The 21827-nt window shown below is 38.3% G+C and carries 18 protein-coding genes and 1 tRNA gene; 10 read left to right on the top strand and 9 right to left on the bottom strand.

The genetic code is table 11. From position 1 onward, the window contains the following. Positions 1 to 26: 26 nt before the first annotated feature. From RTK36_RS11525 to RTK36_RS11510, 4 genes are read right to left on the bottom strand one after another with little or no spacing between them, the layout of a single operon-like run. Positions 27 to 1019: a flagellin N-terminal helical domain-containing protein gene (locus RTK36_RS11525; RefSeq protein ID WP_312047389.1), complete on the bottom strand. Its 993-nt coding sequence runs from the start codon at positions 1017 to 1019 to the stop codon at positions 27 to 29. A 19-nt stretch (positions 1020 to 1038) separates the two neighbouring features. Continuing rightward, a complete protein-coding gene (flgK, locus tag RTK36_RS11520; RefSeq protein ID WP_312047386.1) occupies positions 1039 to 2604 on the bottom strand; it encodes a flagellar hook-associated protein FlgK in 1566 nt (521 codons plus the stop codon). Positions 2605 to 2637: 33 nt separating this feature from the next. Continuing rightward, positions 2638 to 3087, bottom strand: coding sequence for a flagellar protein FlgN (locus tag RTK36_RS11515; RefSeq protein WP_312047384.1), 450 nt, complete (start codon positions 3085 to 3087; stop codon positions 2638 to 2640). Between the two features lie 23 nt (positions 3088 to 3110). Beyond that, entirely contained in the window at positions 3111 to 3416 is a 306-nt protein-coding gene (locus RTK36_RS11510) for a flagellar biosynthesis anti-sigma factor FlgM (RefSeq protein WP_312047382.1), read from the bottom strand. A gap of 265 nt (positions 3417 to 3681) precedes the next feature. Here RTK36_RS11510 and RTK36_RS11505 point away from each other — a divergent pair, with 265 nt between their 5' ends. Beyond that, positions 3682 to 4344: a CPBP family intramembrane glutamic endopeptidase gene (locus RTK36_RS11505; RefSeq protein WP_312047379.1), complete on the top strand. Its 663-nt coding sequence runs from the start codon at positions 3682 to 3684 to the stop codon at positions 4342 to 4344. A 138-nt stretch (positions 4345 to 4482) separates the two neighbouring features. On the opposite strand, the gene RTK36_RS11500 is transcribed toward RTK36_RS11505, so the two are convergent. Genes RTK36_RS11500 through RTK36_RS11485 form a run of 4 tightly spaced genes read right to left on the bottom strand, consistent with a single transcriptional unit; the run spans position 4483 to position 8984 of the window. Continuing rightward, the gene (locus RTK36_RS11500) at positions 4483 to 5529 is read right to left on the bottom strand and encodes a protein-glutamate methylesterase/protein-glutamine glutaminase (protein WP_312047377.1); all 1047 of its coding nucleotides are present in this window, start codon (positions 5527 to 5529) and stop codon (positions 4483 to 4485) included. 29 nt (positions 5530 to 5558) lie between these two features. Then, entirely contained in the window at positions 5559 to 6371 is an 813-nt protein-coding gene (locus RTK36_RS11495; RefSeq protein ID WP_312047375.1) for a CheR family methyltransferase, read from the bottom strand. A 15-nt stretch (positions 6372 to 6386) separates the two neighbouring features. Then, positions 6387 to 6866: a chemotaxis protein CheW gene (locus RTK36_RS11490; protein ID WP_312047373.1), complete on the bottom strand. Its 480-nt coding sequence runs from the start codon at positions 6864 to 6866 to the stop codon at positions 6387 to 6389. 15 nt (positions 6867 to 6881) lie between these two features. After that, positions 6882 to 8984 carry a chemotaxis protein CheA gene (locus RTK36_RS11485; RefSeq protein WP_312047371.1) on the bottom strand — a complete coding sequence of 701 codons (2103 nt, stop codon included), beginning with the start codon at positions 8982 to 8984 and terminating at the stop codon, positions 6882 to 6884. 126 nt (positions 8985 to 9110) lie between these two features. Here RTK36_RS11485 and RTK36_RS11480 point away from each other — a divergent pair, with 126 nt between their 5' ends. Genes RTK36_RS11480 through RTK36_RS11465 form a run of 4 tightly spaced genes read left to right on the top strand, consistent with a single transcriptional unit; the run spans position 9111 to position 16635 of the window. Beyond that, positions 9111 to 10523: a hypothetical protein gene (locus RTK36_RS11480; RefSeq protein WP_312047369.1), complete on the top strand. Its 1413-nt coding sequence runs from the start codon at positions 9111 to 9113 to the stop codon at positions 10521 to 10523. Continuing rightward, positions 10510 to 10818, top strand: coding sequence for an EscU/YscU/HrcU family type III secretion system export apparatus switch protein (locus RTK36_RS11475; RefSeq protein ID WP_312047366.1), 309 nt, complete (start codon positions 10510 to 10512; stop codon positions 10816 to 10818). The genes RTK36_RS11480 and RTK36_RS11475 overlap by 14 nt, the downstream gene beginning before the upstream one ends. 35 nt (positions 10819 to 10853) lie before the next feature. Then, a complete protein-coding gene (locus RTK36_RS11470) occupies positions 10854 to 11462 on the top strand; it encodes a PilZ domain-containing protein (RefSeq protein ID WP_312047363.1) in 609 nt (202 codons plus the stop codon). Then, positions 11449 to 16635 (top strand): S-layer homology domain-containing protein, encoded by a 5187-nt coding sequence (locus RTK36_RS11465; protein WP_312047361.1) that lies wholly within the window; start codon positions 11449 to 11451, stop codon positions 16633 to 16635. Before RTK36_RS11470 ends, RTK36_RS11465 begins: the two co-directional genes overlap by 14 nt. A gap of 293 nt (positions 16636 to 16928) precedes the next feature. Here the strand turns inward: RTK36_RS11465 and RTK36_RS11460 are convergent. Beyond that, positions 16929 to 17001, bottom strand: a tRNA-Arg gene (locus RTK36_RS11460). 624 nt (positions 17002 to 17625) lie between these two features. Here RTK36_RS11460 and RTK36_RS11455 point away from each other — a divergent pair. The 5 genes from RTK36_RS11455 (at position 17626) to RTK36_RS11435 (ending at position 21678) form a co-directional block, all read left to right on the top strand. Then, positions 17626 to 18846 carry a flagellar hook-length control protein FliK gene (locus tag RTK36_RS11455; protein WP_312047358.1) on the top strand — a complete coding sequence of 407 codons (1221 nt, stop codon included), beginning with the start codon at positions 17626 to 17628 and terminating at the stop codon, positions 18844 to 18846. A 2-nt stretch (positions 18847 to 18848) separates the two neighbouring features. Further along, positions 18849 to 19340: a flagellar hook assembly protein FlgD gene (locus tag RTK36_RS11450; RefSeq protein WP_312047356.1), complete on the top strand. Its 492-nt coding sequence runs from the start codon at positions 18849 to 18851 to the stop codon at positions 19338 to 19340. 95 nt (positions 19341 to 19435) lie between these two features. Further along, positions 19436 to 20362 carry a flagellar hook-basal body complex protein gene (locus tag RTK36_RS11445; RefSeq protein ID WP_312047354.1) on the top strand — a complete coding sequence of 309 codons (927 nt, stop codon included), beginning with the start codon at positions 19436 to 19438 and terminating at the stop codon, positions 20360 to 20362. Positions 20363 to 20633: 271 nt separating this feature from the next. After that, positions 20634 to 20837: a flagellar FlbD family protein gene (locus RTK36_RS11440; RefSeq protein WP_312047352.1), complete on the top strand. Its 204-nt coding sequence runs from the start codon at positions 20634 to 20636 to the stop codon at positions 20835 to 20837. Between the two features lie 40 nt (positions 20838 to 20877). Next, positions 20878 to 21678, top strand: coding sequence for a motility protein A (locus RTK36_RS11435; protein ID WP_312047350.1), 801 nt, complete (start codon positions 20878 to 20880; stop codon positions 21676 to 21678). Positions 21679 to 21827: the final 149 nt, after the last annotated feature.

Below are 21827 nucleotides of genomic sequence, written 5' to 3'. Positions count from 1 at the left end.
TCCCTTCTACTCATTTGGTTTGGTTTTTAGTTCATAAAATCTATAAAAGATTGGCTAAGAATACTATTTCCAACTTTTAATGCAGAATTGTATGGATATTGCGCCCAAGAATAATCTGTAATTGCAGCAGCTAAATCAACGTTTTCCACGGAAACGATTTTTTCATTTAAAGTAAATTGGTTATCTTCCAAACGTGTCTGGGTTAATTCTAAGAAGTTACTTTTTGTACCGATAGAGGTGATGAAGTCTGCCAGTTTACTTGAAGATTCTGTAAATTGCTTGCTAAGTCCGTCCAGCTTTTCGGAATCAGTTGGATCTTTTTCCAACTCATCGGCAATATTGCCCAGTATATTCACCAAATTCTGATCCTTGCCATCGCTTTGGCCAAAGCCAAGGGCATTCAAACCAGATACGGCAACGTTAAAAGCGCTATTGGTATCAATTTTTCCACTGGTAAAGGATAAACCAAAGCCTAGGTCTACATATACCGCCGCATTTGACATTTCTTTTAATTTTGTTTGCACGGCAGGGTCGGTGCTTGATACATCTAATCCATAGTATTGAAGCTTCCCATCTACCAGTTCAAAAGGAGTAGAGTCAGTTGTTTGCCCACCGAATAAGAAAGATTCACCCAGCTTTGAATTTGCAGACATAACGATGGATTCTTGCATTTGTCTAAGGCTTGTTGCAATGGTTTTTCTCGATTCTATGCTGGTATTGCCAGAGATACCTTCTAGTATTAGGGCATTGGCTTTTTTTGCAATGGTACTCATTTCCATGGCGCTGCTCTCTACTGCATCAAACTGAGAGGTCGCATCTTTCACGTTATCAATATGATCCCCAGTTTCGATATATTCTTTTCTTAGTTTATAAGCAACTGCAGCGGAAGCAGGATCTTCAGATGTTTTCATGAAATTTCGCTTCGTAAGCACTCGGTTTCTTGCTGTATCTAGTTCATTCGTAGTCTTAGAGAGATTTGTTTGGTAATTGCTTAAAACCTGATTTGTTGTTATTCTCATTTATCGCAACTCCTTTTCATTATCGTCCAACAACGCCCATCTTATTGATGATGGTTTCCAATGCCTCATCTAATGTTGTCATTAATCTTGCGGCAGCAGCAAAGGATTTTTGATATTTCAACATATTCATGCCTTCTTCATCTAAACTAACGGAAGAAATAGCACTTTTTGCACTTGAAATTTCGTTGGCAACGGAAACATGGTTGTTTAGTAACGTATTTGTAGATTTAATGTCAATGCCTAATGTCGTATTCAGATTAGAAACGAATGAGTGAAAACTTCCATTAAAAATTGTCACATCATCGGCAGGTAAAGCACCTTTTTTGATGAAAGGTTGATCTGATTTTAGGGCATCAATCATTTTTAATATATTTTCTTGCGCACCGGAAGCAGGTGTAGAACCATCATCATTCACGGATTTCGTTAAGCCGTATTCAGAGTTTGCCCATCCCGATGCAACTTTGATATTTTTCGCCGTAATGGTTGTACTGCCATCGGAGGTACCGAACATATCATGTAATGTACCACTGGGAAGTCCTGCATTATTAATATCATTAAGGGTTGAGGCAAGGGTATTTGCCATAAGGTCTAACATTTTTTGATAATACCCGATACCGCGAAAAGAGTCTTTGCCAGTATCAAATTCCCCATTGGAATTTAGATAATCTAAAGATCCTTTTAAAGAACCACTTGTCAGTTCTTTAAAAACATCGGTGCCAATCACGGTACCACCGCTATTTTTAACGGGATTTCCTTCGGCATCTAGAATATTCAACTGGGTTGTTCCATCTGGCATATCGAGGCTTACATGGTCCAAATGATTTAAGAGATTTATTGTATTATTTGCACCAACCAAATCAATCTTTAATTCGTCAATGGTTAAACTATCAGAGATTTTGGTTGGAACATAGGTTACGTCAATTTTCATATAACCAGCCAAGTTATCAATTAAAACGTTTCTTTGATCAATTAGTTCCAAAGCAGGGTTACCATTCACTTGACCGTCCTTAATTGATTTGTTTAATTCTGCTATATTCTTTAAAATATTATTAACTTCCGGAATCTCGACTTTTTTTAAACTGTATTCTTGATTGGAGCGGACGGTTTCCAATTGCTTTGCGCATTGGTTCAAGTAATTTGTCAAGGATTCCGCAGAGGATTTTACCATATTTTCATATTCTTCGCTGCTAACTTTTCCGGCAAGCTTTTGCAACATGGTATTTAAGTCGCTTAGCTGTGTTTGAATACCGTCAGTGGCAATTTCATCTAAAATAGATTCAATTTCTTTCAACCCATCTAATTTCACATCCGCTTCGCCAACCTTGGATACTTCGTTTCGGAACCTGATATCCAGGTAAGGGTCTCTTACTTGGGATATGCCTGTAACCAGTGCGCCATAACCTACATTGGCAACAGAGGCATAGCGCCCGCTGTTTTTAAGGTTTAAGCTAATTTGGTCAACGACTTGCCTTGTATAACCTTTTGTATTTATATTTGAAATATTCTGACCTGTTACATCCAACCCATACTGACTTGCACGAAGACCTAACTGGGCGGTAGTAAAACTGCCAAACGTAGAACGCATAAAAGTTTTCCCCCTTTGGTAATAAATAAAGAGTTAAGCAAATCTATTTTTCAAATTATTCCCAGAGGGTATTTGTTGGGTTTCTGGGTTTTGGCCTAATTTGCTAAGTGTCGTGTTGATGACATGTAAATTTACATCAAGAGCAACTTTTACACTGTCATTGATTGCATGAAAATCATCTGTCGTTTTCTGGAGCGTTGCGAAAAGTTTACTGCTTTCTTCTTTTTCCTCTGCTGGAAGGCGAGATATTATCTCTTTGTAAGTAAGGCCGTCATAGCCCAAGGCTGAAAGAATTTGTTCCCGCTTTTTATCAAGACCCTTTAGTTTCAACACTAAAACCTGTTCGTTTTTAATACAATTATTTAAAACATCTAAATTTTTGGAAGTTATGGATTCCAGCTTATCCTTTTCAATGGAAATAAGTGCTTCTAATAATTCGATTAAATGAATTACAATGTTATGAAAATCAATTATGGTTGTCATTTTTTTCAGTCCTTTTCAAATAGTTAGCTTAAGAGCATTTTTTTTGCAATTTGGTCGATATCAATTTGATAAGTTCCGTCTTGGATTTGTTGCTTCAAATCAGCGATTTTTTCCGCAGAGGTAGGTGTTGCTACTTCCTTTGAAACTTTATTTTTCAGCGCGTCAATAAAGCTATTTTGTTCTGGTGTTTCTGCTTTACCACAGATAATAATTTCATCGTAATTTTTGGCCCTTGAAACAGAAGGGCTTTGTGAGGTGGTTTGGGTGATTTTATCTTTATTTGCTGCATTTGATTGCAGATTAAAAAAATGGTTTCCGGTAACTTTCATATTAATTTCCCCTTAAATTTAAAGTAACGTAATTATATTAACAGACAATTGTACTCACTTAATGATATCGGCATTTTGGATGTAAAAATAATATAATTTTTATAAAAATAATAATCTGGGCTTTTTTTCTAAAGAATACAATTTTATAATATGTAAAAACCATAAAACGATTTTTGAATAGAAAGAGAGTCAGTAAAAGAGGTTTGCTCGTTTGTAAAATAATAAAAATTCTATTATAATGATTAAAATACAAAAGAGGTGTTTTATGAAAGAGATAGGAAAAAAACAATTTGTTTTGATTTGTTCCCCTCCCATACTGTGCAGTTCAATGTTATTACTCATGCCATTTTTAACTGACAGAATAGGGAAAACATCCGGATTTATTATGGGTTTTTGTATGTATTGGTTTGTCTTTTGCCTTCCTATTTCTTTGTATAGCGCCAATGAAATTGGCGGACTTAAGAAGATGTATGCCCAAAAACTCAATGATCCAACAGCAAAGAGGTTGCTATATTATTTATTAGCATTGATCCCTTGTATAGGTACATTTTTTGCGGTATTTCAGAAAATAGCTTTCCTTGCAGGGCCTTGGGTAATAGGATTGGCCTTATTGTTTGCACTGATTAATGGATGGATTGAAGAATTATTTTGGCGTGGATGTTTCAATCAGAGTTTTAAGAATAGCATCGTTTTGGCATATATTTATCCTACTATATTTTTTGGTATTTGGCATGTCGGGGTTTATTTTGCAAAAGGCATGGAGTACCAAGGTGGTTTTGCTTCATTGGTAGGCGGCTCTTTTTTAATGGGTTTATTATGGGGTGGGGTTGCATATAAAACTAAGTCTATTCAAGTTGTAACGGCAGCTCATATCTTAACGAATTTTTTTGCTTTCACAGGTTTGATTTATCAAAACTGGTTCCAATGATTTTTATTAAAATAGAGATTCAGACAGATAAAAAGCCGAAAACAGATAGTTTTTCCTTTTTGCGGGAAATTCTGATTTTCGGCTTGTTTTCATTTATATAAATAATTTCGATTTAGGCTAAGGCTGTGGTCTGTTTTTTTAAAGTGATGCTAAATATCTGCGTAAAACTAAGGGAATATTTTCATTGGATGCTTCAATCATAACAGCCCCAATATTCTTTGCTACCATGGGCATTCCATAGACAACACAAGATTCTTTGTTTTGTCCGATGGTGTATGCACCTTGCTGACGCATATTCAAAAGTCCTTGGGCGCCGTCTCTGCCCATTCCTGTCATGATAATACCCACAGCATTTTTTTTGGCCACCTCTGCCACGGAATTGAACAAGACATCCACAGAGGGTCTATGACCACTGACTTTTTCTGCCTGAAAGCATTTTACAACGTAAGTGGAGCCCAGCTTTGTAAGCTTCATATGGAAATCTCCAGGGGCAATTAAAACCAATCCGTTTTTCACAATATCCCCATCCACGGCTTCTCGAACCTCCATTTTACATAGGCGGTTCAGTCTTTCGGCATACATTTTAGTAAAGCCAGGGGGCATATGCTGTACAACCAAAATGCCCGGAGTATCTTCCGGCAAGTCTTTGATTACGGAGATGGTAGCCTCGGTACCTCCTGTTGATGCGCCCAATGCAATAACCGTTGTGTTTGCCAACCTAGAAGGATTGATTGGTGCAAAACTTGGCTTGGCCGCTATAGAAATTTTACTTACGCCTGAGGGCGGTGACACTTTTGCTCGGCTTGCAATGGTTATTTTTGCGGCCAGTTCCTCAATAAAGGCGGAGATGGTGTCGGAATTGGATAGCTCCGGCTTTTTCACAAATTCCACTGCGCCAGCAGCCAGTGCATCAAACACGCTAATATTGAGGGCGGAGACCAAAACAACGGGAATTGGTCGATCTGGTAGAAGCTGCTTTAAAAACTCAATACCATTTATTTTGGGCATTTCCACATCCAATGTAACCACGTCGGGTTTGAGTTGGGGTATTTTTTCTTTTGCCTCAAAGGCATCTCTAGCATACCCCAAAACCTCAATATGGTCAAATTCAGCAAGCTTTTTTGTGAGTACTCCTCGGAAAAACAGTGAGTCATCTACGACCAATACCTTGATTTTTTCTTTCATAGAGAACTACCTTTCTTTTTAGAAATTCCTTATATTTTTCTGTATACTGCAGGCATAACATATTTATATTTTGTGCTATGCTTATTAATGGTTTCTGAAAGCCCAATAATAAGATAACCTCCGGGATTGGTAGAATCATAGAAGCGGTCTACCAAAGCATCCTTTGTAGGTTGATTAAAGTAAATCATAACGTTTCGACAGAAAATAACATCAAACGGAATTCTAAAATGTATGGGATCCATTAAATTAAACGTTTTATAGATCACGTTCGCCTTTAATTCCGGTGTTACTTCATATTGATCTGTGTTAGCAACACGGGTAAAGTATTTACGCACCCATTCCGTCGGCATATCCTTTAGGGAATCACCGGGATAAAGTCCTTTTTGCGCTTGCAAAAGAACTTTTTGAGAAATATCCGTTGCCAAAATGCGGGTATCCCAATTGGGAGCATCTTTGCCTAAGAATTCTTTCATTAAAATAGAAAGAGTATAAGGTTCCTGACCTGTTGAACATCCTGCACTCCAAACACTCAAGACTTTATCCTTTTTATTCTTTACGAGAGTAGGTAGGATATTATGCGAAAAAAAATCAAAATGGGTCTTCTCTCGCATAAAATATGTGTAGTTTGTTGTAAGTTTATTCAACAGAACCTCCACATCTTTTTCCGTGGACTTAGTCAGAATAAAATCTACATAATCTGAAAAATCATTGAAGCCCATGGAAAACAGCGTCGAATTCAGACGTCCCTCGATGAGCTGTTTCTTTTTGGAAAGATTAATTCCGTACTTTTTTTGAATAAAAGTATAAAGACGGATGAAGTCATTTTCGTTTAAAGTATTCATGGATTAACCACCTTATTATTTATTGCTGATCAATGATTGGCAATCCAAGGAGAACATAACGGTTCCGTCACTCAGATTTGTCATGCCATTGATAAAGTCCAGATTTTTGGAAGGAGGATCTAAGAGCTTATTGGTAACATTGATTACCTGTAAAACAGTATCCACCAAAACTCCAATGGAAATCGAGTCGATTTCCAAAATGATAACACATGTGATGGCTGTGTCATCATTTATAGGTTTATTCATAATTTGACGAATGTCTATAATTGGGACAATCTGACCTCTAAGGTTCATGATTCCTTTTACATAAGATGGAACCATGGGTAGAGAGGTAATGCCAGGATTTGTAATGATTTCAACTACATTATCGATTGGGATGCCATATACCAATTCGGCAGATATAAATGTAAGATATTTGTTTAAGTTTTCATCCGCCTCTGTTAGGTTTAATTCGCCATTCAACAGATCGTCGGTAAAATTATTTTCCTTATTCATTGAAACATTCCCCCCTTATAATGAATTCTCGAATGCTGTTTGCAGGCTAAGTGCATCTAAGATAATACTGATATTTCCATCTCCCAGAATGGTACAGCCTGCGATTCCCGAGTTTTTGATATTAAAACCATTTAGGTATGGTGGCAGAGGTTTTACAACCACTTGTTGTTCGCCAATAAAAGAATCTACAAATAGGCAATAGGAGATATCGCTGGCTTCAACCCATACTAAAATACCTTCTTCGATATCCGTAACCTCTGTTTCTAAATTGTAAAGTTTATGCAGTCTGACAATTGAGTAATAATTTCCCATGCGCTCAATCATTTCATGCCCCAAGGAATCGTGAATAATTTCATCCTGGGTGCATTTGAAGGACTGTCTGATGTTTGTGATTGGCAGGGTGAAGGTAGATTTACCTACGGAGATTTCCATGCCATCCACAATTGCCAAGGTCAAGGGGATTTTCAGCGTAATACAAGTGCCTTCGCCCAATTCGCTTTCAATTGAAACGATACCGCCAACCTTTTCAATATTCTGTTTTACTACATCCATGCCAACGCCACGCCCAGAGTATTCGGTAACGGTTTCGTTTGTAGAGAAGCCGGGGGCAAGCAAAAGCATGAGAATTTCACGTTTTGAATATTCACTTTCGGGTTTTGTTAAAATACCGTTTCTTTTTGCTTTTTCCAGTACTTTTTCTGTATTTACACCTACACCGTCATCGGCAATGGTAATCATAATATCGCTGCCGGTATGCTTTGCTTCCAATACGATTTCACCCTGTGGCTCTTTGCCAGCGGCAAGTCTTTCTTCTACCGACTCTTCAATACCATGATCCATTGCATTTCTGACGATATGGATTAATGGGTCATTGATACTGTCAACAATTGTTTTATCCAATTCGGTATTTTCACCGATAATGGTAAGGCGTACATCCTTATTTAAGCTTTGACCCATATCCCGAACAATGCGGTTCATCTTATTAAATACACCGGAAATGGGAACCATACGCATGGACATAGCAATGTCTTGCAGCTCATCTGTCAGCTTTCTAAGTTGTCTTGTGGATTTCAAAAAATTATCCAGCTTCAATCCCTTTAAATCAGGGGAGGAGGTCACCATGGATTCGGTTATAACAATTTCACCCACAATGGCCATTAGACTGTCTAATTTTGATAAATTCACGCTGATAATACTTTGTTTAGCTTGCTGTGTCTGCGGAGCAGGGGGCGTAGTCCCCTTGGCAGGCTTGCTTTGGCTTGGAGTAACACTCTGGGTTGATACCTTTGGCTGTAATTCCGGTTGCACTTCCTCAGCCTTAGATGCTTCCACAGTAGGATTGGCAATAACCTCGAAGGATGCAATGTTTGGTGAACTTTTTACTGCAGATATGGTTGCATCCATAAGAGATTCATCGTCCAGGAAGATGAAAAAACCATGATCAATAATATAATTGCAGGTTTCTGAATTATGTTCCACATCTTCAGGGTAAAAATTAAAATTGTTACCAATGGCATCAGAAATTGCATTTTTTACAATAAAAGCGCGCAAATGCTCCATACCGCTACCGTCATCAAAAAGGATTTTAATGATATAGGGGGATGTGGTTGTGGGAATAGATTGCAAAACAGCACTGTTCTGTGTTACGTTATTTTCATTGGGTGCGTTTGTCATTTCAGCGGCTTCCAAGGTGCTTTGCTCATCTGCATTCAATTTTTCAATAAAAGTATTAATATCGTTTATAAAATGGTCGATATTATCAGAGATAGGTTCATTTTGCTCGATTTTTGCCACTTCTGTGCGCATAAAATCATTCGTTCTTAAAATTAAATTAAAAAGTTCTTTGCGCATCCCTTCTGACAAGGAATTGGTTGTGTTGTTTTGCCTAAAGATGAAGAAAAGATCTTCAAATCTATGGGCAACTTTAGAAATGGAATCATATTCCATCATAGCCGAAGAACCTTTGATTGTGTGCATGATTCGGAAAATTTCGTCAATATCTGCGGAGGAGAAGGACTTTGCCTTTTCCGCTTCGAGCATGATGTTTTCCAACTGCTCCAGTAGAGAATTTGTTTCGAAAAGATACATATCGATCATACTATCCATGCCGTTGTTCATTTTTGAGCACCACCTTAGTAAAGAATATGTTATACCATTTTTTATACCTTTTGGTTAATTATACTACATATTTTATTCGACAAAAAGAGGGAAAATATAATAGTTGAGTGGAAAGGATGTGAAATAATGTCTAATATTATGAAAGTCACTACTCCTGTATCAGGATATGATAATGCTTCCAGAACCAATCCCATCACAACAAACGACGCTAATATTAATAATATTACAAACGTTAATAAAGTGACCAGACCCGACAGTAAATCTACAAATGCGGATTACCAGCAGAATGAGTTTGTACAAAACCATAAGTCAAATTATGAAGGTTTTTTGCGTGCCTTAAAAGATACACCCTCAATGACTGAATTGATGGGGGATTTGTTATTTTTAAAACTGGGAAATTTGGTTAATTCAGGCATAGATGAAAATTTCGCAGAGGAGATTTCTCGTTTTCTTGAGATGATTAAGCTCTCCAAGGAGGAGCTTGGGGGACATTTGAAAAATCAGGCTGATGGAGCAACAAAATTTTCGGGGGCCTTTTTTGATTTTTTAAGAGGAACCCTGGCGCAATCGAATTCAGCGGATTTGAATTTTAAAATACTGGACTTATTAAAAAAATATAATGATTTTACCTCCAGCCGGCATATTTTGAATAGCATAGTAATTGATTTATCCAATTTATCCAAAAGTCTGCCTAAAAGTTATTCTGTTCAGCTATTGGAAATTACAAAGCTTTTAGATCAAAATGCAAAGCCCGGAGATGTTTCAAAAAATCTAGAAATATTAAAAAAAGAAATGATTCCATTCTTATCGAAATATATTAGTTATACAAATGATTTTGGCCGGGTCAGAGATTTCATCTCTTCTTTGATGTTAAACATAGCCCGCTATGAAAATGCAAATAAAAGTGGATTTGTTGATGCATTTGAAGGCATTATGAATTATAATGTAATAAAGGATAAGCTTGGCAATATAGATGCTCAAACATTTGCTGACGTACTGGTGCAAATGCACGGGGAAGATGGCAAGGGGAACGAGTATAACCAAAAGCTGATAGATATTTTGGAAAGAGGAATAAAAGGAGAGGCTGGCTACGAAAATATAGATATGTTTAAGGGGATTTTATCCTCTATGCTATTAAACGAAAGTGTATATGTGCCGTTGTTGCACATGTCACTGCCCTTAAATGTGGATGGGGCGATGATGTTTTCCGAGCTTTGGATTGATCCTGATGATGAGGAGGGAAAGACGGGGGAAGATGAGAGAAAGGAAAAATTGTTGATTAAGTTCGATATAAAAGATGTAGGATTTTTTGACTTAATTATACTGCACAGCAAAGGGAAAATTGATATGCAATTGTTCTGTCCGGAGAAAGTCCTTGCACTGGATAAAGGAATCCGCGCGGGGCTGACGGAGATTATGGAGCGCAATGGGCTTGCAATCAAATCCATATCCGTAGAAAAAAGCAAAGCGCCAATCAGCATATCGGAAGTATTCCCTAAAATTTATGAAAGGAAAAATACTGTCAATGTCAAGATATAAGGATAAAATTAACAAAAAGGCTGTGGCGTTGAAATACGACAGCGATCAAGTGGCCCCTGTGATTGTGGCTTCAGGTATGGGCCATGTGGCTGAAAAAATTGTGGAGCTTGCTGCTGAAAACCGTGTGCCTGTTTATGAGGATACCTCCTTAGCTACAATTTTATCCAGACTTGAGCTTGGCGCAGAGGTTCCGGAAGAACTGTATAAAGCAATTGTTGATATATATGTATATTTTTTGAAATTTTCACCGTCAAATATACGGAATGCCTCTGAAACGGATACGACAAAGGGCTAACGTAAATAGAAAGGAATCGCTTGGAGGGATAGACAATGTCAATTAAGTGTATTTTACTGGACGAACGAAATAATTTAATTGATTATGCGGATTTGAGTTTTTTGGGGAGTGATGATACTTTTTTGGTTCCCTATGAAGAGGTTACGCTAAATCAGTTTCATATAGGAGATAAGGTTGTTTTTCAGGTGGAGGATAAGTTTAATCAAATTTTCGATGCTGACATCTCTGAAATTTCCTATGGCAAACTTCATTTACAGGAAGTAAGAAATTTGGCACCATTATTACATAGAGATGTTCGGGTTGAGGTAGATATGAAAACAACGATTTTCTACACCCAGGAAGAGAAGGATATTCCTGTTGAGGTTCAACTTCGGGATTTAAGTTGTGGTGGCATGTGCATTGTTTGTAAGGAAGAACTGAGTAAGGATAACGAGTATGAGTTTTTGGCCAATTGGTTAGATATACCATTTTTGGTGAAGTTCAAGATTTTACGCAAGGAGGAGTCGAATTATAATCAATTTGCCTACGGATGCGAATTTCTTGGTCTGTTAAGAACGGAAGAATGCTTGTTAAGGGCAAGTGTGTTTAAAATACAAGCAATCAATTACAGACGAAAAAGGATGGATGAAAATGATGCAGTTTAAGAAATCGTTGCACAGTAAAATGAAGCGAATGGCCGCACTGACCTTGACTGTAGCCATGACTGTGACGAGTTTTAGCTTTGTACATACGGAAAACGCATATGCAGCTTCGTTTAATATGGGAATTGAAAACCATTGGGCAGAATCTTTTATGCGTAATTTATATAACCGCGGGCTTATGAGTGGGGATAAAAACGGGAATATGAATCCAGATAAGCCAATCACAAGGGCAGAATTTATTTCGATTATTAACCGTACCTTCGGCTATACAAAAGCGGGAAAGACTCCCTTCAAAGACATTAAGGGGACTGAGTGGTATGCCAAGGATATTGCCATTGCCTATAACCAAGGGTATTTTTCAGGTGATGGAAAAGGAACGGCCAATGCCAAGAGTCTGCTGACCCGAGAGCAAGCCATTGCTTTATTGGGCAGAAACCTACAAATTGAGGAAATGCCCACAGCATCCTCTTCTTTTTCAGACAACAACAGTATTGCTAACTGGAGTAGGGGCTTTGTAAATACATCGGCATCAAAGGGATTTATTTCGGGCTATAGGGACAATACCTTTAAGCCGGGGAATAATATCACAAGAGCTGAAGTGGCTAAGGTACTAACAGATGCTGTGGGTGAGCTAGTAAACCATTCTGGAACAAGAACTTTAGGTACCCAAAATGGTAATGTAACCATAGCTGCTTCTGGGGTCACCCTAAAGGATACTGTAATTAGGGGAGACCTTTATATTACGGGGGGCGTTGGCCTTGGAAGCACAGTTTTTGACAATGTTCTTGTTATGGGTGATGTGATTGTAAACGGAACAGGGGAAAGCCAGGCGGGTAAAAGTAGTATAACCTTTACAGACTGTACCATTACCAACCTTATTGTTCCTGATACAAAAGGTACCATTAAGTCTATTAAGTTAAATGGAAACACAATTGTAGATGAAACGTTGGTTAAGACCAATGCATATCTAGAGGAAATGGCCAGCAGGGGCGGCGGTTTCAAGAATGTTGTGCTAAATGGGCCTGCAAAAACGGAGCTTCACTTGGCAGGACTATTCGATAAGGTAACAGTAAAGGGGCCCCAAAACAATTTGTATGTGGACAAGGATACCGTGAAAAACCTGGTGATTGATGAAGAGGCTGTAAACAGCAAGGTTTTTTTAGATAGCAATACCTATGTAGACGGTGCTTATTTGGATGTAGGTGTGGATATTTCCGGTACTGGAGAAATTGGATATATAAAAGTAAACTCTGCGGGCAGTAAGGTTGAAATGCTACCTGACGATATAGAGGTAAGGCCTGGCTTAACCGCCAATATAAAAGGAAAAAACATGTCTAGCAAGGATGCAAATGAAGCATCCTCCGGCCCTAAAATTTTAGTGGATTATCCGGAAATGGAAGATGTTGGTCCCACTGATGCAGTGGCCAAATTTAAAACGAATAAGCCTGGCACTATCTATTGGGCAGTTACTCGCTATGAGGACGGCAGAACCAGCGTAGATGAACTGATTAAGCCTGGAAAATATAATACAGAGATCAAGAAAAATGGTTCTATCCCGGTGGAGTCCGATAAGGAATATACTGTAAGAATAACAGGCTTGGAAATGAACATGGAGTATACGTTGTCAGCAGTTTTGGTGGATGACAGAGATGATACAAGTGCCAGAAAAACGGCTTATTTTACAACAATGGATAACAGCAAGCCCGGCTTCTTATCCGGATATCCTCGAATTAAGACGGTTACAGATGTGGCAGCTGCCATTGAATATGTTACTTTAAAAGACAGTGATATGTATTGGGCAGTGTATGAAAAGGGATATCCCGCGCCGGATGCAAAGGCGCTTAAATCCCAAAAACTCTATGGAGCAGTAAAAAATGGTATCAAAACGAAGTGTTTGAAATATGAGGGAGGAACCCTTGATATTTCAGGCTTGAAGGAATTAAGCAGCTATGATTGCTATATTTTGTTGTCCGATGGTACCAATGAATCTTCAGTGACAAGACTTTCCTTTAACACAACGGATGCTACCTCGCCACAGTTTAACTTAGGTTATCCTAAAATTACGGCTACGGATAAAACAAGCTCTGAAATTAGTGTTAGCCTGAACGAAGAGGGCCTTGTTTATTATGCAATTTATGAAGGCGGTACTTCTTTCCCTGTGAAGGAACGGCCTGATGCTGACGCACCTCCCATTACCTCTGACGATGCGAAACAGCAGGTAATTAAAGGGAAAGGTGCGGAAAAGACTGGCAAGTCCTCCAATATGAAAGCTGATACGGTGAGCTTAATCAAATTATCCGGTTTGAAGCCTGAATCGGAGTATGATGTTTATTTTATTGCTCAAGATAAAAGTGGAAATTTATCAGAAATTAAAAAAGTTTCCATTGAAGCTAAGCCTGATTTTATTACAGGCTATCCCAGAGTTCAGTCTATTAGGAATTTATCTGCGGACATTGCAGTGAATGTTACAAAGAATTGTAAAGCATATTGGGCGATTCTTCCCAAGGGGAGCATTGCACCCACGGAAGTGAATTTGAAAGCACAAGTGATTTCTGGTGCCACAAATATGGGCATTCTGGAAGATTGCAAGAAGAATGAGGAAAAAGTCTTAACGGTAGATGGATTAAAAGAGTTTGCTGAGTACGATTTTTATATCCTTGTTACGGATGATCTGATAAGCTCGGCAGTTACCAAGCTTCAAATTCAGACGGCAGATTTAACGCCTCCCGTTTTTGCCAATGGGTATCCTACATTGGACAAGGTGGCGGATAAATCTTTGGATGTCAAGTATAAAGTGAATGAAAATGCAACGATTTACTATGTTTTGTGCAAAAAAGGTGATACCTTCCCCCTTCCTGCTACTCCGGGGGGCGTGCAACCAACACTGGATTCCGATGAGGCGAAAAATCAGGTTGTGTTGGGCAACAGTGGTTTAAAAAATGGTAAGGTGACAGCGAGACAAAACACAGAAGGAAAAATCAGCATCACAGGATTGGCGGCGGAAACGCCATATAACCTTTATATTGTGGCGCAAGACAGTTTTAATAATATTTCCAATGTAATTTACATGGATGTAAAAACAGCTGACTTCACTGCACCTAAAGCTGTATTAGAGTTTGAAGAAACCATTAGCGGCGATGTGGTTGCAGGAAGTGAAATTCGTATCAAATTCAGTGAAGAGGTTGTGGATAATGCTACAAAGAAAAAGCTCTCTACGTTGGATAAATCAGAGCTTGAGAAGAATATTACTTTGTATGACATGTCTGCATTAAGAAGGCCTGTGGTTCCAATTGATTTCTCTAAGGTTCTGGTAGAGGACATTGATGGAAATACTGTGGTTACCTTCCCTAAAGGAATTCTGGAATTAAATAGCGGTAATGCATATGAATTTGAGTTGAATAAAATTGCAGATACTTCGGGAAACAGAATGGATGAGAAAACGCTTCTGCCTTCCTTTAATACTGTGGCCCCTATGGTAGAGATCATGGAGACGGTTTCCTCGGCGGATATAGACATGTCCTTTGAGCTGACACCTCAGGTTACAGAAACAAACGATAATATTTTTTATGACATTGTGTTCCAGAGCAACGAAAAGGTTGGCTTTGAGGTTTATGAAAAACCTAAGGGAAGTTCAAGCTTTACAAAAATCACTTCTGGAGGAAAGAGTTTAGTTATCGTGGAAAAAGGTAAGTCTGTTTCACTCCAGAATATAAAGGATAAGATTTTTAGTGACCCTGATGAAGATAATCAGTATAACTATGAAAGATTTAAAGATTTAAAGCAGACGGAATATGGAATAAAGATAGTTTCTATCAATGGAGATACAGTGAAAAAAGGATGGTCCAGCACAGTTATTTTTGGCGTTAAGTGCATTATCGGGGGCACTTCTGCATTAAGCCCTGTTTCTGATAATCCTACGGAGCGACTTACGGAAGCCATTGGTGCAGGAAAGGTAACAGTTGTAAACTATCCGAAAGACTTCAGCGTGAAGGTTTATTTTACAGACACTATCATTCCTGAATTTTCAATAGGTTATCCTGCCCTTGTAAGTGCCGAAGGGGCGAGCAAGATTGGGGACACGCTGATTCGTCCATTGGTAATGGTAACAAAGCAGTCAACCTTCTATTATCTGATTGCAAAAGAGGGAACAGTGGTAAACCCTACTGCTGATGGTATTATGAATGGAACTTACAAACCGCAAGATGGGGTTTATGGCAGCTTTCCTATTGTAAGCGCAGAGACAGAGTACGAGTTTAGAATTGAAGGCCTAAAGCCCAATGTGAATTATGTAATGTATTGCTTCTTGAAGGGAACGCCAGCGGCAACCTCTGCAATGAAAGAAATAAAATTTACTACAGTGTCTGTTGCACCTCCAAAGCTGGATAGTGCATATATCAGGGATCGGTTGGAGAATTCTGCAATTATTGATATTGCCCTTGATAAGGAAGCGGATATTGATTGGATTGTGTTTAATAAGCAGTCCATGCCGTTGGAAACGATAATTAACGGCGATTTTATCCGAAAGCGGGAGGAAAATATTGCGTACAGACCCATTGATTTTGGTTCTGCTTCGGCAAAAATCAGTAAGGGAGACACATTAGCAAGAGCTACCATTACGATTAATAACATAGAAAGAAACGTATACTACAATTTCTATGCAGTGGCAAAAAGTCCTGCTGGCGGTGGCGATTCCTCTATTATTAAGGTAATCAATATTACACCTGCGGATAAATCTAAACCTACTGTAATTGCAGATACAGTTATTACAAACTACGGTGATATTTATACACAAACACCGTATAAGGGTACGCTGACCTTAACTTTCTCTGAGCCAATGTTCTATCTGCCTAAGGAAGAGGCGGCTTTAAAGCCTTTGGATGTTACTGTGTTCAAAGAGGGGTTGGAGATTGGGCTTGCTGAAAATGAAGATTCAGGCAATATGAAACTTGAAGTAATATCTTATAAAACAGCAAGTACAGATTCAGGTGAAAGGGCATTAACCTCTGTTACCATAAAATTTAGTGGTATTTACAATAATTCGGTTATTAACTTCCCTTATGCGTTATCTGATAAAAACACAAATATTGCAGGATTCCTGTATATGAAATTTGTGGATAAGGAAATAGAGGGCGAAATTAGAGCCAATTCTTATTGGACACAGCAATTTATTTCTTAAGAGGAACAAGAGTGCTGGATTTTGGAAGTCCTCAACAAAACAAAAGTTCTTTTCAGGCAGACAAATTTAATTGTCTGCCTGTTTTTTATTTCAGTAGAACCAGGGTTTAGGCTTAGAAAATGTGGGTGGAAGTTTACATAGGTTTAAGAAGCTGTGGAAAGAAATATAAAGTTTTATTTGCTTGCGGTTGAGAATGAACAGTGAAATATAAAATAAACACCAAGCAATTGGAATGAATGCTTTTAAAAAAAGAAAAAAGCCCTGGAAACCATAGTTTCTTGGGCTTTTCTTTCTGCACTCTACAGGATTCGAACCTGCGGCCTTTCGGTCCGGAGCCGAACGCTCTATCCCCTGAGCTAAGAGTGCACAAACTGCAATGTATATTTTACATGGATTAAGATGGGATGTCAAACGAATATTATGTTATTTTTCGTGAAATCTTTGAAAAAGCCTTGATTTCAAGCAAATTGACGTTTTACCATTGAGTTTATGAATGCTTGAGGGTATTTTTACTAATACAAAAATGCATTTTTTTAGTATTATTCGTGATGTTATTGTATAAAAATGGAGAACGAATTATATAGGAAGGAACAAATAACAAACCCTTGTGGTTAGATAATAAATATTCAAAAACTAATTATTAAATGAGAGGCCTTTCTATTGAAAAAGAGGGGGCATTATGCTACTATAGATATGTTATTAGCTGAATTTGGCATATATTGACGATGTATGCATAGAAGTAAGTATTTATTAGAAAATGTAATTTTATGGTATGGATGTAACTTTGGTTGGGAAGTATCTATAAATCATAGGAATTATGAATTATTTGGTCATGGATTTGCAGAAAAAGCGAATAAAAGCTTCCCTTTCCATAAAATTTTTATCTGTATAGGGAAGTTATAAAATATAAAAAGATAGACGTAAAGCGTAATTTTACAAGTTTCAATTGATAAGAATGGGGTAAGTCATTATGTTTAAGGGGGTGATTGCTTGAATACTACGTCTGTTTCAGTAAATTTGAATATTTCTGAAAATAGTAAAATGGTAGTACAGCCAAAGAGCGGCAAATCAGAGGATAGCTTTAAAGACATGATAAAAAATGTAACATCAAGGAAATCCCCTGAAACCAGAAGTCAGGCGAGTGACACGAAGAAGGACCTGAAGGATGCAAGCAATGAAGGAACACAGAGGCAAAAGGAAACAAACAAAGACAAGGATGTAACTGATGACAAAGGGGCAACTAAGAATGATAAGGATGATGGGAACAATGTTAACCAGCTAGCTGCATACATTGCATCATCTACAGCTATTCTTGACCCAATTCAATTGGCAAAACTGGTCAGGGTTCCAGCACAAGAGGAAGCCCCTGTAGACACTCAGGCAACGGCGCAAGGAGATATGCAAAAAGGAATACAGGAAGTGAATATGGAAGGCTTGCAAACAATTCCTGATGCAATGGGAATTGAGGGAAAACAAACAAGGGGAATTGTTCCGCTTGAATATGCGGCGCAACCGGTGAGCGAAAATGCTACTCATGATGATGGTACGATACCCTTGCTAAAACAGGATGTCACAATGAAAGCTGTGGTAGACAATCCTCATGAGGCGGTTGAAATAAAACAAGGCGCATTCCCGAAGGAGCAGAATAAGGAAGGCGCTTTCTCTGAGGAAACAGGGAATATGGAAAACAGTTCTATCATAACTGACTTAAAACCACTAAGACCTGAAGGTGCCGATGATTCTGTAGTGATGATTAAAGTTGGAGATCCCTCTTTAGACAACTCTTGGAAGCAGGTTGCTGAAGAAATTGGAAATATGGTGGTTGAGAAAGTAAACAATGAGATTCAAAAGGTCAGCATCAAGCTAAACCCTAAGGATTTGGGCGAAATTGCTGTGGAATTTGCCATGAAGAATGGCAAGATTTCCGTTTCATTAAATTGCAGCAACGAGAGCACAAGAGCGCTGCTATCTTCGAATTTGGATTCTTTGTCAAAGGTGGTTCAATCTAGCCTGATGCAGGAAGCGAATGTTAATATTTCCTACGAAAAAGCAGAAGGACAAAATGCGAACCGTGAAAATTTTGACGGAAGAGGTCAGGGACAATACCAAGGGGATTCCAACAGTAGAAATAAAGAGCAAGAGCAATCAGATTTGGACTTTGCACAGAAACTACGTATAGGTATTGAAAATATTGAAACGATGGAGGTGTAAGCGTGGCTTCTGTTAATAATTATATGACAAACATCCCCACCGGGTCTGCCAAAAAGCTCAGCAATAGTGAGCAGACCAGTAAAGCAACGGGGAAAAGCACTTTGGATATGGATGATTTTTTTAAACTCTTTGCAGCCCAACTGCAAAATCAGGATATGACAAATCCTATGGACACAAGTGAGTTTATGAATCAGATGATCATGATGTCTACAATACAGTCAATTTCTGATATTACAAATGTTTCATTAATTTCTTATGCAGCTTCTCTGGTAGGGAAGGATGTAACTGTAGCTCAGATAGGTAGCGGTGGAAAGATAACAGAAGTTTATGGACCGGTTACTGCAACGGGCATGTATTCTGGAGAACAGGTTGTATTTGTTGATGGGAAAAGTTACAAATTATCAGCTATTATGGCTGTTGGAAAACTTCCTGAAAAAGAACCTACTGAGCCTACTACCGGAGATGGAACAGGGTCAGGGTCAGGGAGCGATTAAGTCGTTCGAAAGTCAGAGAGAGGCCAAAAAGCAATGAGAGTTGAGTTGCTCAATAATTTAAATTCGATAGCAATGCGAAAGGAGATTTCATAGTTATGGTAAAGTCAATGTTTTCAGGAATTGCAGGGCTCCGTGCACATCAACAAAAAATGGATGTTATCGGTAATAATATTGCAAACGTAAATACATACGGTTACAAAGCAGGGAGAGTAACCTTCAAGGAATCTATTTATCAAACAACAGCTTCCTCCAGTGGCGGAAATGATGTTTTTGGCGGTTCCAACCCTTCTCAGGTTGGTTATGGTTCTCAGGTGGGAACCATTGACCTTATGTTTTCCAGTGGATCTTATGCACCAACTGACAGCTCCATGGATTGTATGATTGATGGACAAGGATTTTTCATTGTAGGCCAAAAGAATGGTGAAACTGAGATTAAGACTGACCCCAAGGAAATGTCTAAGGAAATGTCTAAGTATACCCTCTCAAGAGTGGGTAACTTCAACTTTGATGGTGATGGGTTTCTTGTTGATGGCAGCGGGAATGTAATTTATGGATTTATGTATAAAGATGGTGCATTGGATGAGGGTACGCTTCAGCCAATCCAAGTTCCATATGTTGACAAAGATGGTAAGCTTCTCCCTCCTGGAGATAGCTCGGGAACACCTTTGAAGCTGAACAGTGTTAGTATTTCCCAAACGGGCGAAATTACCGGTACCGATTCCGCAGGCAAAACAGTTAGTGTTGGTATGTTGGCTATCGCAAATGTGCCAAACCCCAATGCCCTTGAGAAAACACAGGGGCCATACTATGCCATCCGTGAAAACACTGGTTTTATTGTGCCATATAAGCCCGGCGAAGGCACAACAGGAAAAATTTTGAACTTTGGTTTGGAAATGTCCAATGTAGATTTAGCAAAGGAATTCTCTGAAATGATAACAACACAGAGAGGGTTTCAAGCAAATACAAGAATTATCACTGTTACAGACCAAATGCTTGAAGAGCTTGTAAATATTAAACGATAATTTTATTAGAGTACAGACCGCTGCCATTTGGGCTGCGGTTTACTACTCTTAAAGCGAGTTTTAAAAACAAATATGATTTTGTAAGTGACTATTATTTATGGGGTATTGGTTAAATGGGTTTATAAATTCTTTGCTTTACAAACGTATTACGTATGTTAAGTTAGAAGTGCTTGGAAAACTTGAAAAGACCTTTGGCGTTGGGCAACAGGCTATATTTTATCAGCGTTTTAGGGAATTGCTGCACTGAATGTATACATCTCAGGAGGATAAGATGATAAAATTAACAAAGCTTAACGGAGAAAAATTTGTTTTAAATTGTGAGCAGATAATTGCGATCGAGTGTATTCCGGAATCAAAAATACTGCTTAATAATTTAAGCTTTTATATAGTGCGTGAAACACCGGATGAGATCATTGAAAAAAGTATTAAATATCTATCAGCAATACACACCATGAATTTAAATCAAGATGCTTAAAATCGAGATAATTTTGAAAAAATAGTTTTGGAGGCGCAATATGGACTTAACAACGTTCATAGGGATTATAGCAGGCATGGTGCTTGTTCTTTACGGCATTGGCATAAAAGATCTTGGGAACTTCTGGGATCCGAATAGCATACTTATAGTAATTGGTGGGACTTTTGCTGCTTTAATTGCCAGTTATCCTGCTAGGGTGCTAAAACAGCTACCCAAGCAGTTTAAGATATTGTTAAAAAATCCATATAATGCTATGGAATTCATAGATCAATTATATGAGTTGGCGATTATTGCCCGTAAAAGTGGACTTCTTGCATTGGAAGAAAAGGCAAATACCATGAAAGATCCCTTTTTTCGAGAAGGTTTGATGCTGATTGTGGATTCGACCACACCCCAGCAGGTAAATGAAATTTTAAATAACACATTGGATTATATTTCAGAGAGACACAGTGAGATTATCGAATTTTATGAAAAAGGTGCAGGCTATGCACCGGCATTTGGTATGGTGGGTACGCTGATTGGTTTGGTTAATATGTTAAAATCCATGAATATGGATCAGGGCGCAGACGGAATTAGTCAAAACATGGCCATTGCATTGATTACAACTTTTTATGGTTCTTTGCTGGCAAATATGTTCTTTATGCCAATTGCAAAGAAATTGCAGGTGCGCAGCGACGAAGAGTACTTGTGCAGGAAGATTATCATTGAAGGAATTTTGGCAATCCAAGCTGGTGAAAATCCAAATTTCTTAAAAGAAAAGCTAATTGCTTATTTACCACAATATGAAAAAACCAAAAAACAGAAAAAAGGTAAGGGCGGATCAGCAGAAGAAGAAGAATAAAAATTATCGATATTCAGCGTTTCGGAGGCTTGGAAACTGCATAAGTTTTTTTGTGTATAGGGAATTCAAGGAATTAGCAACATCCTCCATATGGGAAAAGAAAGAAACAATTTACGAACTGTAATCGTTTGACGTTCGCCAATCCACCG

The organism is Anaerotignum sp. (genome assembly GCF_031981185.1).
Lineage (GTDB): Bacteria > Bacillota > Clostridia > Lachnospirales > Anaerotignaceae > Chakrabartyella.
Note: the sequence above shows the minus strand (reverse complement) of the source record. Positions and strands in the feature narration are given on the sequence as shown.

Coding starts and splice junctions, on each gene's coding strand:
- RTK36_RS11435 (WP_312047350.1), top strand. CDS start 20,878: ATGGACTTAACAACGTTCATAGGGATTATAGCAGGCATGGTGCTTGTT.
- RTK36_RS11440 (WP_312047352.1), top strand. CDS start 20,634: ATGATAAAATTAACAAAGCTTAACGGAGAAAAATTTGTTTTAAATTGT.
- RTK36_RS11465 (WP_312047361.1), top strand. CDS start 11,449: ATGATGCAGTTTAAGAAATCGTTGCACAGTAAAATGAAGCGAATGGCC.
- flgK (WP_312047386.1), bottom strand. CDS start 2,604: ATGCGTTCTACGTTTGGCAGTTTTACTACCGCCCAGTTAGGTCTTCGT.
- RTK36_RS11510 (WP_312047382.1), bottom strand. CDS start 3,416: ATGAAAGTTACCGGAAACCATTTTTTTAATCTGCAATCAAATGCAGCA.
- RTK36_RS11500 (WP_312047377.1), bottom strand. CDS start 5,529: ATGAAAGAAAAAATCAAGGTATTGGTCGTAGATGACTCACTGTTTTTC.
- RTK36_RS11480 (WP_312047369.1), top strand. CDS start 9,111: ATGTCTAATATTATGAAAGTCACTACTCCTGTATCAGGATATGATAAT.
- RTK36_RS11495 (WP_312047375.1), bottom strand. CDS start 6,371: ATGAATACTTTAAACGAAAATGACTTCATCCGTCTTTATACTTTTATT.
- RTK36_RS11445 (WP_312047354.1), top strand. CDS start 19,436: ATGGTAAAGTCAATGTTTTCAGGAATTGCAGGGCTCCGTGCACATCAA.
- RTK36_RS11490 (WP_312047373.1), bottom strand. CDS start 6,866: ATGAATAAGGAAAATAATTTTACCGACGATCTGTTGAATGGCGAATTA.
- RTK36_RS11475 (WP_312047366.1), top strand. CDS start 10,510: ATGTCAAGATATAAGGATAAAATTAACAAAAAGGCTGTGGCGTTGAAA.
- RTK36_RS11525 (WP_312047389.1), bottom strand. CDS start 1,019: ATGAGAATAACAACAAATCAGGTTTTAAGCAATTACCAAACAAATCTC.
- RTK36_RS11515 (WP_312047384.1), bottom strand. CDS start 3,087: ATGACAACCATAATTGATTTTCATAACATTGTAATTCATTTAATCGAA.
- RTK36_RS11505 (WP_312047379.1), top strand. CDS start 3,682: ATGAAAGAGATAGGAAAAAAACAATTTGTTTTGATTTGTTCCCCTCCC.
- RTK36_RS11470 (WP_312047363.1), top strand. CDS start 10,854: ATGTCAATTAAGTGTATTTTACTGGACGAACGAAATAATTTAATTGAT.
- RTK36_RS11485 (WP_312047371.1), bottom strand. CDS start 8,984: ATGAACAACGGCATGGATAGTATGATCGATATGTATCTTTTCGAAACA.